Consider the following 16189-nt stretch of genomic DNA (forward strand, 5'->3'; position numbering starts at 1 on the left):
GCGTTCTTCCTCCGGCATGTCCCGGCTGAAAGAAGCAATGGCCGCTAAAGCGCCGAGCTGATGAAGGTTGGTGAAATCGACCGCGCCACCGCGATAAAGCTTGATAAGCTCCAGGGCAAAGGCCTCGCGATTGAAATCATTCAAATCGAACCATGGTTGAGCGATCAAAACGTCGAAAATCCGTTGAAGCCGATCGATCTCCTCCGGCTGGAGAACGCCTTCGACAAGATGATGGTAACGGCGCATGCCCTTACTCCCGCCATGAGGAACGGTGTGTTGTCGCGCTCATCGGATCTCGGCAAACGGACTTGCCATTCGCCGTATATAGGGAGCGCCGGTGGCGTGATCGAGCTGTTGGAACAAATCTTCCGAATCGCCGTTGCACCAAGTGGGAGCCTTTTAACCGGCCGCCTGCATTCACTGAGCATATTCCGATTTGATCTGTTGTTAACGGAGCGAAAAATGCCCGAGCAAAATCAGTCACCAGCGGTTCAATCCTTGCGAAAGGAGCAGAGGCAGCAAAGAAGCAGGCCGGCAAACGAACTGGACAAAGCGCTTGAGGATACGTTTCCAGCCTCGGATCCTGCTTCCCTGATGCATACCGCCGTCGCTGGCGGCACCGGCCTTGAGGAGGACCGGTCCGGCCCTCAGGAACAATCGAACAACAAACTTGAAGCCTTTGCAGTCGAGCGGCGAATTCGCGAAAGGCCGATTGCTTCGCTCTTGGCGGCCGCGGCCATCGGATTTGTTTTTGGAGTCACGCGTTGACGACAAGCGAGCCGATCAATAGACGGCCTCGGGTCCCAGACGCGGAGTTGCCTTGAACGAAGTCTCGGCTTTCATTGAGTTTGATCGAGAGCATGCGGGGACGTCGGGCCCGGCCTTTGAGGTTCGCCGCGATAAAAGACTATGCCGCCGATTACCAGCGCACATGCCACCACCACGATCAGGATAATATACACGGTCAATGCATTGTATTTGCCGTTGTCGGACGCTGGCATTGTCGTTCTTCCTCTGCGATCTACGTGTCCGCATCCCAACATCGGCGGCGCCCCAAGGTTCCCGCCTGCGTGAGCGGTCGCGCGATCCACATCTTTTCCTGATGCGATCGACAAATTCCGGTGTTTTGGGAACATTGCCGCATGTCGGCTGTTCGGCGCAGGATCCGATATCGGAGAAAATGGGAACAGCGCCATGCCTAAATCGAACAATCCCGGTGAAAGGAGCAGGGGCGACCCTGCTCAAGATGCAAAGGGTCAAACCCGGCGGCTGGTGAAAAGCAGCCGCAATAACGGTGTGGCAAGCGCCAAGCCGAAGGTCATTACGGGATCGGACGATGCAACCATGAACAAAGAGCCGCCCGGAAAGACCGAGCCAGAGAAGGATTGGGATCTCAATTATGATCCGCGAGACATGAACGAGGGCAAGTATCGCGGCTGAAGCACGTTCGCCGCGGATCGATAAAACGGTATCCGGATGAGGACCTGGCTGCATCTTTGCATCGATATGCAACGCATGTTCTTCGAACAGACGCCATGGCATGTGCCCTGGATGGCGCGCACCCTGGATCAGGTGGTCGAGGTCGCCGGGCGATTTCCCGAACGTACGCTCTTCACCCGCTTCATTCCACCGGCCCGGGCGGACGCCATGCCGGGGAAATGGCAAGATTACTACGAGAAATGGGAGATGATGACCGCCAGTCGGCTTCCTCACGAGTTGATGCTGCTTATCGATCCGCTGCAGCGTTTCGTTCCGCCGGCCCGCATCTTCGACAAGCTCACTTATTCGCCCTGGACCGATGGCCGCCTTCACCGAAATCTGGTTCAGGAAGGCATCGATACCCTGGTGATCAGCGGCGGCGAAACGGATGTCTGCGTGTTGGCCGGTGCCTTGGGTGCAATCGAGCTTGGATATGGAATCATCGTTTTGAAGGACGCCGTCTGCAGCGGTGACGACGATGCCCACGAGGCCGCGCTCACGCTGCTGGAGCGCCGCTTCTCCGTTCAATCCGAAATCATGACCGTCGAGGAATTTCTGTCCGCCAGATGACGGAAGCTGCCCGCTTCTTGATTTGCTGCGATGGTCCGCTACATCCGGCTGCATAGGATTCGGAGGAGATTGCCATGCCTCATCGCGCCCCCACAGGAAGCGAATACCGGATGCTCGCTGAAGCTGTATTGCAATGGTATAGCTTCTATGAGGTGCCACCAGATGACAAGGCTTCGAGCACTCTCGTTTCAGCCGCTCTCGAGTTCTTTCATGACGGCCATCACACGGCAGAGGACTTGGCGGTTATGTTGATCGGGACCTATGTCGGCATCTGGTCGACAAAGATAAACGCGCCCACTTCGGCTGCCATTCACTGATCGTTCTTCTCTTCGACTGCAAGCCAGCCGCCGAATGCGGCTGATGCCGGTGTTTTGCCATGACGTGAGCCTGGCTATAGGCAACGAAGCGGGCTATTCCCGGCGCGTGCGAAAGTGCCGGGAATCGTGCTTGAATTATCGCAAATTCTAAAGCTGGCTCTGGAGGAAGGAGGATCCTCGTCGGGCCGCACAAGGCAACATATATGTTGCTTCAGCACTTCTTTTTCTGGAAAACGATGAGCCTTGCGGTGAGGATAGCGCCGGACGACTCGCTGCGGCGGTTTGAGAGCAACAGGTGGCGAAAGCAGGATTGCAATGAGTTCAGCACTGGCTCCCGATCAGCTTGGCCCGACGGTCTGCGTCGGGGAAATCCTCGTGGAAATCGTCGCCACGACGGTCGGTGACGGTTTCAGGGAGGCACAGCCGCTCATCGGTCCTTTCGCCAGCGGTGCTCCGGCAATCTTCATTTCTCAATGCGGGCGGCTCGGGGGCCACACGGCGATGATCGGCGCCGTCGGTGCTGACGATTTCGGCCGCGTGAATCTCGAAAGGCTCAAGCGTGACGGCGTCGACATCTCGGCTATTTCGGTCGATCCCGATTATCCGACGGGCAGCGCCTTCGTCCGCTACCGCAAGGACGGGTCTCGCGACTTCGTCTACAATATCGCGACCTCAGCAGCCGCGCGTTTCGGCTGGAGCGATGATGTCAGCAATCTCATCGGTCGTGCCGGGCATCTGCATGTCATGGGCTCGGCATTGTCGGTTCCGAGTGCGCGCGAGGTAATCGACAAGGCCTTCGACATCGTCAAGGCTCGCGGCGGTACGCTGTCCGTCGATCCCAACATCCGCAAGGAATTGAAACTCGACGACGACACCGAACGCCGGTTTGCCAGGCTTGTTGCCGCCGCCGATCTGCTCTTGCCTTCCGGAGAGGAATTGGAGCGTGCGGCTGGCGTCGAGGGCGAAGCCAATGCGGTCCGACGTCTGTTCGAGATCGGCGTCAAGGAGATCGTGCTGAAGCGGGGAGCGAATGGCGCGACCTATTATGGCTGCGACGGCGAGCGCGTCGATGCACCGGCCTTTGTCGTTACGGAGGTCGATCCGACCGGCGCCGGCGATTGCTTCGGCGGAGCCTATCTTACCTGCCGCCGTCTGGGCATGCCCGTGAAAGACGCCTTGACCTATGCCGCCGCTGCCGGCGCGCGCAATGTTACCGTCATCGGCCCGATGGAGGGTGCGGGTACCAAAGAACAGCTCGACGCGTTCATCGCAGCCACTGAAAGGCGTTCCTGATGCAGATCCATCTCAGCGAACTGGCGAGGCTGAGGGCCGAAGGCCGCCCAACGGGGGTGACCTCCGTATGCTCGGCCCATCCGCTCGTACTCAGGGCTGCGCTCCGGCATGGCCGGCTGCATTCAAGCACGGTGCTGATCGAGGCAACCTGCAATCAGGTCAATCATCTGGGCGGTTATACCGGCATGACGCCGGCCGATTTCGCCGCGCTGGTGCAACATATCGCCGAGGAAGAGGATTGCCCGTCGGAGCTGGTTGTCCTGGGGGGCGATCATCTGGGACCAAATCCCTGGCGGGATCGCCCCGCCGAAGAAGCCATGGCCGATGCGGAAAAAATGGTAGCCGCCTATGTCGAGGCCGGCTTCCGAAAGATACATCTGGATGCCTCGATGGGCTGCAAGGACGAACCGATCGCGCTCGACGACGAGACAACGGCCCGTCGCGCCGCACGCCTTGCCGCCGTGGCGGAGGCTTCCGCCAGGAGAAGCGGCGGGGCTATGCCGGTCTATGTGATCGGCACCGAGGTTCCGCCGCCGGGCGGGGCGGATCACGCCTTGACCACAATTGAACCGACTGCGGCCGCCGCCGCCCGCAAGACGATAGAAATTCACCGCCGCGTGTTCGAGCAGGCGGGATTGAGGGAGGCGTTTACGCGCGCCATCGGACTGGTCGTCCAGCCCGGTGTCGAGTTCGGCAATCACAATGTCATCTTTTACGATCGCAGCAAGATCGCCGAACTGAAGTCGGTCCTGGCCGACGAGCCTCAGTTCGTCTTCGAGGCCCATTCGACCGACTATCAAGGTACGACATCGTTGACCGCTCTCGTCGAGGACGGCTTCCCCATTCTGAAGGTCGGTCCCGAGCTGACATTCGTATTGCGCGAAGCCCTTTACGGATTGGATCTCATTGCTTCCGATCTCGTGCCCGACTATGGCGAACGGCCGCTCTTTGCGGCCATGGAAGCGCTGATGCTCGCGCATCCGAAAAACTGGAGCCAGCATTACCACGGAACGGAAGCGGAGAAGCGCTGGCTGCGGCATTATTCGCTGTCCGATCGCATTCGCTATTACTGGGCGTCATCCGAGGCGCAATCCGCTGTCGAGAGATTATGCGACGCGTTGCGTGGCAAGACGGTGCCGCTTCCGTTGTTCTGGCAGCATATGCCGGCCGCGCGGCATTTCGCGGATGCGCCATTGGAGCCGGAGCAGGTCTTGATATGGCGTGTCACCCGCAGCCTTGCGGATTATCACGCAGCCTGCGGAGTCATCAAACGATAGCTAGCTGATCGAAGGAGGAGATCATGGAGGAACTGAAAGGGAAGATCGCCGTGGTAACCGGCGCGGCATCGGGGATCGGGCTCGCCTCGACAGAGGCTATGATTGCCGCCGGAGCGAAGGTCGTTCTCGTCGATCGGGATGAGAGAGCCTTGGCATCGGTGTGCGAGCGTCTCGGCGACCTTGCCATTCCGCTTGTCGTCGATCTGCTCGATCCGGAGCAGTGCGCCGCGCTGCTGGAGGGCATTCTTGCCAAGGTCGAGCATCTCGACATTTTTCATGCGAATGCCGGCACCTATATTGGCGGCGACCTAGTGGACGCCAATCTCGACGCCATAGACCGGATGCTCAACCTGAACGTCAATGTCGTCATCAAGAATGTCCGCACCGTCGCGCCGCATATGATCGGGCGCGGGACGGGCGATATCATCGTCACGAGCTCAGTCGCAGGGCATTCGGTGATCCCTTGGGAGCCCGTCTATTCGCCCTCGAAATGGGCTATGACCAGTTTCGTTCAGGCTATGCGGCGCCAGCTTCTGAAGAGCGGTGTTCGAGTCGGCTCCGTTTCTCCAGGTCCGGTCATCAGCGCCCTGCTTGCCGACTGGCCGGAGGAAAACCTCCGCAAGGCCAAGGAAGCCGGCGCCCTGATCGAGCCCAAGGAGGTTGCCGACGCCATCATCTTCATGCTGACGCGCCCGCGCAACGTGACGATTCGCGATGTTGTGGTTCTGCCGAGTGCCTTCGACATCTGAGGAACGAAGCATACGATATCAGGTAAATTTCGGCGATAGCGAGCGCGCTGGGCGCTGTGGATGCCCGGGAGGAGGCTCTTATTTGTCGCCGGAAGATGTCTCACAATCACGGAGCCGGCCTACTATATCTGGTCGAGCCTTGATCCCGCGAGTGTCGGGCACCTTTGTAATCGCGATTGAGTTTACTCAACCTTGATGTCGCAAATGATCTGGATATTTTACCAGATTAAGTAGTACGCTTTCGACATCGATAGGGGATTCTTCGCGACCCTCAGGTCAGGAGATCACCGTCGAGGAAACGATAAACAGGTAGTTGTCATGTTTCTAGAAGCAGCTCTTTCCCGTTTGATCAAAATCGGAACGCTTACGGTCACTTTTCCGGACGGTTCCACGCGCAGTTTCGGTACGGGAGCGGAACCGCGTGCAGCGATGAAAATAAATACCGCCCGCGCCAAGCGGCGTCTGCTCCTCAATCCTGCCCTGGGGCTAGGTGAAGCCTACATGGACGGCGAAATCGAGCCGGGATCCGGCGATCTCTATGAAATGGTAGACCTGCTTGCCCTCAACTTGATGGAAGGGGGGACCCATCCTTTCGAGAAACTGATGGAAAAGATCCGCTGGCTGCGGCGAAATCTCGACCAATTGAATTTTGCGGATCGTTCGAAGCGCAATGTGGCGCATCACTACGATCTCGATGCGCGGCTCTATTCTTTGATGCTGGATGAGGACAGGCAATATTCCTGTGCCTATTTCCCCATTGGTGATGAGACGCTCGAGGAAGCGCAGCTCAAGAAGAAGCGGCATATCGCGTCGAAACTCATGCTCGATCGGCCCGGCCTGGAGGTTCTGGACATCGGCTGCGGATGGGGCGGTATGGCGCTCTATCTTGCCAAGGAGTTTGGCGCGCGCGTGACGGGCCTGACCCTTTCGGAGGAGCAATTGCTGGCTGCGAAAGCCCGTGCGAAGGACGCCGGGCTCGAGCATATGGTCACGTTCGAACTGCTGGATTATCGCTCCTGGACGCGCCCGGTCGACCGCGTCGTGTCGGTTGGCATGTTCGAGCATGTGGGGATCAACCACTACAAGACCTTCTTCGACAAGATCCGCTCCGTACTCAAGGAAGATGGCGTCGCGCTGATCCACGCAATCGGCCGGGCCGATGGTCCCGGCAGCACCAACCCGTGGATTGCGAAATATATCTTCCCTGGCGGCTATTCGCCGGCGGTGTCCGAAGTCCTGTCCGTGGTCGAGAAATCCGGTCTCTGGACGACCGACATCGAAATCCTGCGGCTCCATTATGCCAAGACGCTCGAGCAATGGCGCGACCGTTTCATGAAGAACAGGAGCACCCTGGCAAAACTCTATGACGAGCGGTTCTGTCGGATGTTCGAGTTCTACCTCGTCGGGTCCGAACTTGCCTTCCGTCGCATGGGGCACATGAACTGGCAATTGCAGCTGACGAAGAATGTTTCCGCCCTGCCGCTGGCCCGAGACTACATGGTCGATATCGAGCGAGCCCGGGCGGCCATTGCCGAGCAGGGAAAAATGGGACCGATCGAGGCCGCGAGCGCGCGGGTAAAACGGGATTTGACCTTGCACGACGAGCGCAAATCCCGTCAGCAAAATCAATCCGGCGGGGAGTCCTCACGGAACCTGTAGAGACTCTGTAAGCCTGACATGAAGGCCTTGGCTGGGCATGGGCATGATATCTTGCCCGGCCATTTCTTCTGTAGCTACCCGGTCCAGATTGCAGCACGCGGCGAATAGGTGTCGCGCCATGCAATCATGGCGTTTAAACGTCGATGCCTCTGCGAGCGCTCGACATGCCCGCGGAAGCACAAGACGCTGTGGCTTCTGGCACACACTCGCCGATTGAGTTTGTATGATCATGGTATTGGTAAACTTGTCATCATCGGTCCCGAGTGGCTATGAGGTCATCATCACTTAATGATGAGACATGTCGCCTCTTCGGCCTCATCAATCGAAGAAGCGATATTAATGTGCGGGGCTTGTTAGGATAGGTATGCGATCAACCAAGACTGAAAAGACTCTTTCCCGGCGGGCTTTCGTGCTCGGGTCGATCTCTGCGACTGCGGCCCTTGCGGGCTGTGCCACCACAACCCCTGTTCCGACTCCGATTGCAGCCCCGGTTCGCACGCCGCCGGTCGTTCCTGTGGCGTCAGCACCTCAGAGCGTTATTACACCGGATCCCGAGCTCGAAGCGCGTTATGCGTCCGTGGTTGATGGCGACCATGTCATTCCGGCTGTTCCCTATCGAAAGCTGGACCCGAAGTTTTATCGCCAGCGCGTTCCCGATCCGACCGGCGAGGCGCCCGGCACGGTCGTCGTCGATACGGCATCGAGATTTCTCTATGTGGTTGAGCGCGGCGGCACGGCCATGCGCTATGGTGTCGGCATCGGCCGCGATGGCTTCGCGTGGCAGGGGGAGGGGATCATTCATTGGCGGCAGCATTGGCCGCGCTGGAAACCGCCGGGCGACATGATCGCCCGCAAACCGGAACTCGCGAAATATTCCGTCGCCAATGGTGGCATGGACCCGGGCATCAAGAACCCGCTGGGTGCCCGCGCGCTCTATATCTTCCAGAATGGCAAGGATACGCTCTACCGTCTGCATGGCTCGCCGGAATGGCGCTCGATCGGCAAGGCAGCCTCGTCAGGCTGCGTTCGCCTGATCAATCAGGATGTTATCGACCTCTATGAGCGCATCCCGTACCACGCTCGGATCGTTGTCCATCAGTCGCCGCTTCAAGGCAAGGCGATTTCCGCCTGAGCGAAATCGGCTTCCTCGCGGCGCGCCGATGTTTCGGGGCGGTGTAGCGCCGCACGAAATCTTGACATGTGTGCGACTGAGTAGCACTTTAGCGTCTAAAGGAGATTGTCTCGTGAGCGTCAAGTCGTCGATATCGTTGACCGATCAGCAGGATGCGTTCGCCCGCTCGCTTGTCGAGACCGGCCGCTATTCCAGCCTGAGCTCCGTTCTCCAGCAGGGTCTGGAACTGCTGCGACAGAAAACGGAAGCCGAAGCGGCCGAGACTGAAGGGCTGCGCAGGCTCATCCAGCGTCGCGTTGATGGACCGAAGATCCCTGCTCAGGAGATGGAAGAGCGGATCGAGAGCATGATCGAGCGCAAACAGCGAGCTCTTCGTGCGGAGCCTTGAATATTCCAAGGATGCCGATCTCGATTTCGAACTGACCTTCGATCATCTGTTTGCATCCTATCTCGATCTTGGAGACTCGGCTGAAGAAGCTCTGGAGCGCGCGGCTAACCGTATTCGCGAACTCCGTCTGGAAATAAATCGGTTGGCCGAAACCCCATATATCGGAACATTGCGGCCGGATATCTATCCTGGCATCCGCTTCCTGCGGCGTGACAAGGCGGCCGTCTGGCTTCTGCCGATCGAAGAACGCAAAACGATCATCGTTGCAGCGATTTTCTTTGGCGGTCAGGATCACATCAGGCGGATGCTGGCGCGCATGCTGCAGCGATAAGGATCCAATTGTCTGTTCGAATGGGGTTTCCGGCTTCGAGCCAACCCATCGTCCTATTGGTTGCGACCCATTGGCATCCTCCTGGTGCCACTTGTGCAATCTGCATGTAATGTAGCCGCAATCTTTGGCTGTCAGTGGGGCGAGGGATGGCGATGGCCGTCCTTTTGGGGGAAGGTCATTGCGAATTCTGCTTCTTGAGGATGAGCCCGAAATGGCGCGCGCGCTGCTCGAAGCGCTGCGCCGCCGCGACGTGCTCGCTGACCACGTCCGCACCATTGCGGATGCCGACGCCATGGCGCGTGTCGGGAGCTATGATGTCCTCGTGCTCGACCGCCGCCTGCCCGACGGCGAGGGGCTGGACCTCGTGGCGGCATTGCGCCAACGCAAGCACCCCGTGCCGATCCTGGTGCTGACTGCGCTCGGCAGCGTCGACCATCGCGTCGACGGGCTCGATAGCGGCGCCGACGACTATCTTGCCAAGCCTTTCGCGATCGAGGAGCTGCTTGCCCGGCTGAGAGCACTCCAGAGGAGGGGACCGACGGTATCCGATCGTTATCTGAATTTCGGTAATCTGAGCGTCGATCCCGCAACCAATGACATTTTCGTCGGCGGCTCGCTGGTCGAATTCCCGCGCCGTGAATATCTGGTGCTGGAGACGCTGATGCGCCGCCCGAACCGCATCGTCACGCGGCCAAGCCTGGTCGAGGCCGTGTACGCCCTTGAAGACGAGATCGGCTCGAACGCCCTGGATGCGCATATATCACGCATTCGAAAGAAGCTGCTTCTGGCTGAGGCCACGGTTGAAATAAGAGCCGTGCGCAACATCGGCTATCTGATCCGGGCCAAGGCATGAACCCGGAGCGCAGCCGATCGTTGCGCTGGGGGCTTATAAGGCGCCTGATCGCCTTGCAGGCCTTCCTTCTCGTTCTCTTCTTCGTCCTTCTCGTCGGCTGGATCTGGATCATCAATCCCGAACTGGAAGATGCTAATGAAGAGGCCGTCCGGGTCGTCGCTCAGCAGGTAACAAGAGACGATGACGGCCAACTGCAGGTGGCGGAGACGCAGGAGGTAGCAGAGCTGAAGCGGCGCTATCCCGAACTCTGGTTCATGATCCGGGATCACAAGGGAATACTCTTTCAATATGGAGAGATACCGGCGACCGCTCTCAACGAGAACTTCCCGTGGACGATAGATCGGGCAAGGGTAGAGGCTGGCAGTGGAGCCCATGCCACGGTCGAGAACAGAGAGACGTCGGTTGGCAAGCTGCAGATCGTCGTGGCCACCGAACGCGGCTTTGACAATGAGGGCTTGAACGTGTGGATCAATATGCGGGTTGACGTTGCCAAAGGTCCCAATGGCGAAATCCATTGGCTCAACGTCTTGCCGCCTCTGGCATTCATCATCTTCATCGGCGTCTTTCCGATACTGGCGGTGACCGGCGTGGCGACGCTGCTCGTCACGCCGCGTGCCGTCGGCCGGTCGTTGAGCGGGCTTGTGGAAACGGCAACGCAGGCGCAAGCGATCGATTTCGATACACGCTCGGCCCGTCTCGATCGTTCCAAGGTGCCGACCGAGATCATCCCTCTGGTGGATGCCTTCAACCATGCCCTTTCGAAGCTGGACGAAGGATATAATAGGCACAATCGCTTTCTTGCCGATGCCGCGCACGAGCTGCGGACGCCGATTGCGATCGCACGGACGCGAGCGGACCTTCTCCCCGAGGCCGAAGTCAGCCAGCAGGTACGCGATGATATCGACCGTCTTTCTCGCGTCGCGCATCAGCTCCTGGAGATGCAGGCAATCGGGGTGGTCGAGTTGCGGGCGGAGAAAAAGGACCTGAATGTGCTGGTTGAAAACATCGCTGCCGACCTTGCGCCGATTGCCATGGATGCGGGCTATGATTTCGATTTCGAGCCAAGCCCGGAGGAAGCGGTCTTCGTGGTCCAGACCTCGACGATCGAAATGGCTGTTGTCAACCTGATCCGGAATGCGATCGATCATGCCGGAGGTAAGGGCTCGATCATCGTTCGTGTCGGCGCTGGCGGTACGATCGACGTCTGCGACGAAGGCCCAGGCATTCCACTGGCGGAGCGCGATCGTGTCTTCGAGCCGTTTCGCCGCATCAACACCAGTTCGTCCGGTGCTGGCCTGGGGTTGAACCTGGTCAAGAAGGCGGCTGAGCTCCACGGCGGACGAGTTTCGTTCCTGGACACCGGTTGCGGTTTTTGCGTGCGCCTGCAGATCGGTTCTATCCCGCCCACTGTCCTAGCCGCAGACATGGGCCGGCGGCAGAAGCCGCACGTGCCGGGCTGAAACGCCGTGTGCCAGCTATTGCCGCACAAAATCCTGAAACTGTTTTCATTTTCACAAGCGGTCGGGGCTCGGATATTCGATTTTCCGAAGCCGAGTTCCCTGATAGGGTTTTGGGGAGAGACTCCAACGGGATAAGGCATATTGAAACTTCTGTTATCGGCTTTGCTTTTCCTGGCGGCTCTCTGCATCTCTTTTCTTGCCTTCGGCGATACAATGGACCTTCGACTGCATAAGGCCGCCGCAATCGAGGCGCGGGATGCCAAGGGTGCAACGCCGCTGCAGCACGCGCGCAGCCGCGGTTACGCTGAGATCGTGAAATTGTTGGAAACGGCGGGGGCGACGTAACGCAGCATTCCGGCTTCCAATGCTGTGCAATACGACAGGGAGGTACATGTCTCAGCCTCCCGAAACGATGAGAATGAAGGGCTTAGATAATGGAAAGAAAATACTACTCCTCTCTGGGTGGCCATCCGCCGCAAAGCGATCTGCTGACGGGGCGCGCCGTATTCACGGAGGCCTATGCGGTCATCCCGAAGGGCGTGATGCAGGACATCGTCACCAGCTATCTGCCCTTTTGGAACGAGACGCGCTGCTGGGTGATCGCCCGGCCGCTTTCGGGTTTTGCCGAGACCTTTTCGCAATATGTCATGGAGGTGGCGCCAGGTGGCGGCAGTGACCGTCCGGAGCAGGATGCCGAGGCCGAGGGCGTGCTGTTCGTCGTCGATGGCGAGATCGAGTTGACGTTGCCATCCGGCAAGCATGTTCTTCAGCCGGGCGGCTATGCCTTCCTGCCGCCAGGGTTGAAGTGGTCGCTGCACAATCGCTCCGGCGCCCATGCCCGCTTCCATTGGGTTCGCAAGGCCTATGAGGCCGTCGAGGGGCTGGCCCATCCTGAGCCGCTCATCTTGAACGAGAAGGACATTACGCCGTCAGCCATGCCGGGTACGGAGGGCCGCTGGGCAACGACCCGCTTCGTCGATCCGTCCGACCTGCGGCACGACATGCATGTGACGATCGTCACCCTGCAGCCGGGTGCCGTTATTCCTTTCGCGGAAACCCATGTCATGGAACATGGCCTCTATGTGCTGGAAGGGAAGGCCGTCTATCGCCTGAACCAGGATTGGGTCGAAGTCGAGGCCGGCGACTTCATGTGGTTGCGCGCCTTCTGCCCGCAGGCTTGTTATGCGGGAGGTCCAGGCCCGTTCCGCTATCTGCTCTATAAGGATGTCAATCGTCATATGGCGCTGCGTCCATTCGGTTCGCGCCGTTGAGCTGATCGACTTTCCGGAAAGCTTGCGCCTCCTTGCCGTCCGGTCTTTTGCCGGCGAGCGCCGGCGAAGGGCTTTCACTGACTTTTGCCGTCCTGCGTTTGCCCATCGCCGGCCGGCAACCCCATCTCGATTAGCGTGCGGATGATTTTCGTGCTCTCCTCGAGATAGGTCGGACTGGCGTTAAGAGAGGGCAAGGCAAGATTGCTGGCCGTCGAGCCCGGCCTCAATTGCAGCGCCGTGGCGAAAGCCTGTTTTGCTTCATCGGTCCGACCCAGTCGTTGATAGGCGGTTGCCAGGAGCATATGCGCGCGTCCTGTTCCCGGCGTAATCGTAATAGAGCGCTGCAGCCATTCCACAGCATCTTCATTGTGATCCAAAAGCAAGTCTGCAAAACCCGCCCCCAGCAACCATGTCCAGCGCGAGACATCCGGCGTATCGAAGCGGTCGGCCTGTTCGAATGTTGCAAGTCCATCCTCGAACCGGCCCAGCTGAACTTGCGTCAAGCCGAGATGGAACAGCGCCGTGCCATCCCACGGATTGAGGCTCAACGCCCTTGCGCAAGCCACAAGGCTTTCTGCAAATTGGTTCGTTACCGTCAGAAAACGGCAATAGGTTCCAAGTACTGGAAGGAAGTTTGGCCGGGCTTTCAAAGCACGTTCCAACAGAGATCTCGCGTCGTTTTCCGCAGCCCTGCTTTCGGCGGGATTGTACCAGGCAAGCTGAATTCCGCGCAGGTGCAGCGCCGCCAAGGCAATTTGCAGATCGACATTATCCGGTTGTTCCGTGAGATATTTTTCCAGTATCGACCGAGCCGTCGCAAACCGTTCATGTGTCGTCTGATTGATCGAGGCGGAGGCCTGCTTTATCGCGACACTGGCAGCGCCAGCCTGAGGGGCGCTGTCGGCTTGACCGAATTTGTTCAGGCGAACGGCAAGGTCATAGCCAGCCCCGGCAGCAAGCCGAGATGCGAGGCGCTGTTGGTCGGGCTCGCTGGCATCCAGCTTGACTTCGGCGACCGATACGACCTCCCGGCTGCTCGCATTGATAAAGCGCGTTTGCAAGATCCATGCTTGCGGACTTCTTTGCAGTTCCCCCTGTAGAAGGAAATCCGCCCCATCGGAGCGATTGAAGGGGGGCTTGCCTGATGTCACCGGCTCGCGTTCCTTGGGAAGGACGAGGCGGATATCATCGATCCTGGCAAGGCCATTGATCATTTCAGCAGCAACGCTTTGTGCTAGAGCGGCGCTTTGGGCATCGCCAACAGTATCGACGATAGGCAGCACCTCGATGACAGGTCGGCCGTTTCCTGAAATGCCGCCAAATCCCGAAGAAAAGACAGTGACACCGAAAATCATGGCAAGCATGCAAAGAAGTGCGGCTCCGCTGAGAACCAAGGCTTTAGGCAAGCCTAGCCAATGGCGAGGTGCGATGGGGTAAGTTGCCGGAGCATCGGCAATCGGCGTATCGCTCAACGCCGGCCGTGGGTCCAGACCTTCCTGTCTCGTGGATACCTCAGCGGTAAACAGATAACCGCGGCCCGACACAAGCTTGATCATGTGCCGTTCCGTATCACCCAATGCAGTGCGTACTTCGCGAATACATTGAAAAAGGCTGTCTTCCCCGACATGAATGCCGGGCCAGACAGTATCCATCAGTTCCTGCTTGCTGACGGCACGCCTGTTGTTTGCGACGAGGAATTTCAGCAATTCAAAAGCTTTAGGGCGCAGCTTGATGGCCGAGCCGTCGGGTCCGCGAAGCTCGGCGCGATCTGGATCGAGGACGAACCCCGCAAAACAAAACACCTGCTACTACCGATCCCCATCTGAAGTATCGAAAATGCGATGAGTATAGAGAGGGCTTAACTCGACAGTCAACGCGCGGATATTGGCCAAAGCCAAAACAAATCGTGACTTGCATGAGTAACGTGGCGGCCTCGGCCACGGTTGATCAAGCGCCGATTCTGCCGGCGAGGTCGATGATTCAGAAAAATATCAGAAAATATCAGAATCTTACAGTGTCATCATCAGGACAGCATATATCGCTCCAACTACCATCGAGTGATATTTTGGATATTTCGGCAGCCGCCGGGTGAGCAGATGCTCAGTGTCCGGAAAAGAGGAAACGAAGCATTCTTTCGATTGCTCGCCGTTTTCTCGAACAGGCAAATGCGACCTCTGCCGCAGGTTCGGAGTGAGCACCGATGTGTTGGACACCGCTCACCCGACAACATTGAAAGAACTGTTTATGGGAAGAGTGCTTGATTTCCCCCCTCATCGACCAGCATCTTCTGGCCGTGCAACTGGGACAAACCCTACCGGCAAGCCGAGCGAACTGATCGAAACGGAGCAATTTTCTTCCGCCGTTTTCTTATTGGCACGCAGCTTCGCCGCTGCTTACGAATCCTTGCCTTGGACTGCGGCGCTTTTTGCCACCCAACAACGCCGGCTCTTATGTCACGCCGCATTGAGCGACTACTTTCTGGCCGTTCGCAGGGTCGGGGCGGGATTGACCAGAAGCGGTTTTGGAAGTCTCGCCCGGCAGTACGGGATTGCCAGCCGCAATACCGCCTACGCATTTTTCGACGAAGCGCTGCGATACAATGTCATTCGTCCGGTCGCAGGCTCCAGAGGTGGTCCTTCCGATGAGGTCGGGCCTACGCACTCGACACTGTCGATGCTGATCCGTTGGTACAGCCTGCATTTCCAGGCGCTCGACCTTATAGACGGAGGAGGCAGGGCGGCTCGGTTCCTTATGGAGCCGCAACGCATGCTGATACTCATCGAACCGCTTGCGGCACATGCCTTGTTAACAAGCCGGGAGGTACGCAGCCCCGGGCCGCTTCATGCCATCTTTGCCAGCGGCGATACGGGGGGATTTCTGATGGATCGCCTCATCGCCGGAATAGATCCGGAAACTGTGGTGGGACAGGGGCGGCTCCTGACGAATGTCAGCTCGATTTCCTCTCTCGCCTCATCGCTCGGCCTATCGCGCGCCCATATCAGCGATAAGCTTGCCGCAGCTGAATCGATCGGTGCCGTCGGCTGGAGCAGCAGGCGAGGGCGTTCACGCATCTGGATCTCGTCTGGCTTCTACCAGGAATATGCGCGTGCGCACGCCCGCAAACTAGGCATTCTGGATGACGCCTTCACCGAAGCTTGCGCTATTTTGGCATCGTTCCCGATAAAATCGGCGGCTACCTCCGATAGCTGAGATCCTATGTGCAATGATCAGTTTGCAAATGAAGACTGTTCGGAACTCATCGAGCGAAGAGCCTGGCTGATCAAAAGGCGGCTGAACGGTAGCACCAAAGCTCCATTCCGCAATACAACTTCAGAATAACCTGAAAGTAAGCTTTCCCGAATAAATATAGTTCCCAGGTCTCCGAAGCTCACCGAGGCTGCTGCGGATGG

The 16189-nt window shown here is 58.4% G+C and carries 18 protein-coding genes; 16 read left to right on the forward strand and 2 right to left on the reverse strand.

The annotated features are described in order from the left end of the window. Positions 1 to 60 precede the first annotated feature (60 nt). Positions 61 to 768 carry a hypothetical protein gene (locus tag RTCIAT899_RS34535; protein ID WP_312862798.1) on the forward strand — a complete coding sequence of 236 codons (708 nt, stop codon included), beginning with the start codon at positions 61 to 63 and terminating at the stop codon, positions 766 to 768. A 71-nt stretch (positions 769 to 839) separates the two neighbouring features. On the opposite strand, the gene RTCIAT899_RS33565 is transcribed toward RTCIAT899_RS34535, so the two are convergent. Beyond that, entirely contained in the window at positions 840 to 1001 is a 162-nt protein-coding gene (locus RTCIAT899_RS33565) for a hypothetical protein (RefSeq protein ID WP_154660808.1), read from the reverse strand. 193 nt (positions 1002 to 1194) lie between these two features. Here RTCIAT899_RS33565 and RTCIAT899_RS33700 point away from each other — a divergent pair, with 193 nt between their 5' ends. From RTCIAT899_RS33700 to RTCIAT899_RS24810, 14 genes are all read left to right on the forward strand, one after another. After that, positions 1195 to 1440, forward strand: coding sequence for a hypothetical protein (locus RTCIAT899_RS33700; RefSeq protein WP_041678155.1), 246 nt, complete (start codon positions 1195 to 1197; stop codon positions 1438 to 1440). 36 nt (positions 1441 to 1476) lie between these two features. Next, positions 1477 to 2049, forward strand: a complete 573-nt coding sequence (locus tag RTCIAT899_RS24750) for a cysteine hydrolase family protein (RefSeq protein WP_015342557.1) — start codon at positions 1477 to 1479, stop codon at positions 2047 to 2049. Positions 2050 to 2123: 74 nt separating this feature from the next. Continuing rightward, positions 2124 to 2366: a hypothetical protein gene (locus RTCIAT899_RS24755; protein WP_244441554.1), complete on the forward strand. Its 243-nt coding sequence runs from the start codon at positions 2124 to 2126 to the stop codon at positions 2364 to 2366. Positions 2367 to 2681: 315 nt separating this feature from the next. After that, positions 2682 to 3659: a tagatose kinase gene (locus tag RTCIAT899_RS24760; protein WP_015342559.1), complete on the forward strand. Its 978-nt coding sequence runs from the start codon at positions 2682 to 2684 to the stop codon at positions 3657 to 3659. Then, the gene (locus tag RTCIAT899_RS24765; RefSeq protein ID WP_015342560.1) at positions 3659 to 4936 is read left to right on the forward strand and encodes a D-tagatose-bisphosphate aldolase, class II, non-catalytic subunit; all 1278 of its coding nucleotides are present in this window, start codon (positions 3659 to 3661) and stop codon (positions 4934 to 4936) included. The genes RTCIAT899_RS24760 and RTCIAT899_RS24765 overlap by 1 nt, the downstream gene beginning before the upstream one ends. A gap of 23 nt (positions 4937 to 4959) precedes the next feature. After that, complete coding sequence (locus tag RTCIAT899_RS24770; protein WP_015342561.1) at positions 4960 to 5685, forward strand: SDR family oxidoreductase; 726 nt, start codon at positions 4960 to 4962, stop codon at positions 5683 to 5685. Between the two features lie 318 nt (positions 5686 to 6003). Beyond that, positions 6004 to 7344, forward strand: coding sequence for an SAM-dependent methyltransferase (locus tag RTCIAT899_RS24775; protein ID WP_015342562.1), 1341 nt, complete (start codon positions 6004 to 6006; stop codon positions 7342 to 7344). 364 nt (positions 7345 to 7708) lie between these two features. Further along, positions 7709 to 8476 carry a L,D-transpeptidase gene (locus RTCIAT899_RS24780; RefSeq protein WP_015342563.1) on the forward strand — a complete coding sequence of 256 codons (768 nt, stop codon included), beginning with the start codon at positions 7709 to 7711 and terminating at the stop codon, positions 8474 to 8476. A gap of 112 nt (positions 8477 to 8588) precedes the next feature. Next, complete coding sequence (locus RTCIAT899_RS24785) at positions 8589 to 8864, forward strand: ribbon-helix-helix domain-containing protein (protein WP_041678156.1); 276 nt, start codon at positions 8589 to 8591, stop codon at positions 8862 to 8864. Continuing rightward, positions 8851 to 9195, forward strand: coding sequence for a type II toxin-antitoxin system RelE/ParE family toxin (locus RTCIAT899_RS24790; RefSeq protein WP_015342565.1), 345 nt, complete (start codon positions 8851 to 8853; stop codon positions 9193 to 9195). The genes RTCIAT899_RS24785 and RTCIAT899_RS24790 overlap by 14 nt, the downstream gene beginning before the upstream one ends. A gap of 178 nt (positions 9196 to 9373) precedes the next feature. Then, entirely contained in the window at positions 9374 to 10048 is a 675-nt protein-coding gene (locus RTCIAT899_RS24795; RefSeq protein ID WP_015342566.1) for a response regulator transcription factor, read from the forward strand. Further along, complete coding sequence (locus RTCIAT899_RS24800) at positions 10045 to 11508, forward strand: sensor histidine kinase (RefSeq protein ID WP_015342567.1); 1464 nt, start codon at positions 10045 to 10047, stop codon at positions 11506 to 11508. The genes RTCIAT899_RS24795 and RTCIAT899_RS24800 overlap by 4 nt, the downstream gene beginning before the upstream one ends. Before the next feature lie 141 nt (positions 11509 to 11649). Then, positions 11650 to 11853: an ankyrin repeat-containing protein gene (locus RTCIAT899_RS34290; protein ID WP_015342568.1), complete on the forward strand. Its 204-nt coding sequence runs from the start codon at positions 11650 to 11652 to the stop codon at positions 11851 to 11853. An 89-nt stretch (positions 11854 to 11942) separates the two neighbouring features. After that, positions 11943 to 12779 carry a bifunctional allantoicase/(S)-ureidoglycine aminohydrolase gene (locus RTCIAT899_RS24810; RefSeq protein WP_015342569.1) on the forward strand — a complete coding sequence of 279 codons (837 nt, stop codon included), beginning with the start codon at positions 11943 to 11945 and terminating at the stop codon, positions 12777 to 12779. 74 nt (positions 12780 to 12853) lie between these two features. Here RTCIAT899_RS24810 and RTCIAT899_RS24815 read toward each other — a convergent pair whose 3' ends face one another. Continuing rightward, entirely contained in the window at positions 12854 to 14581 is a 1728-nt protein-coding gene (locus RTCIAT899_RS24815; RefSeq protein ID WP_015342570.1) for a tetratricopeptide repeat protein, read from the reverse strand. Between the two features lie 388 nt (positions 14582 to 14969). Between RTCIAT899_RS24815 and RTCIAT899_RS24820 the strand changes: the two genes are divergently transcribed. After that, entirely contained in the window at positions 14970 to 15989 is a 1020-nt protein-coding gene (locus RTCIAT899_RS24820) for a hypothetical protein (RefSeq protein WP_244441555.1), read from the forward strand. The last annotated feature ends 200 nt before the right edge of the window (positions 15990 to 16189 follow it).

It is taken from the genome of Rhizobium tropici CIAT 899, assembly GCF_000330885.1.
GTDB lineage: Bacteria > Pseudomonadota > Alphaproteobacteria > Rhizobiales > Rhizobiaceae > Rhizobium > Rhizobium tropici.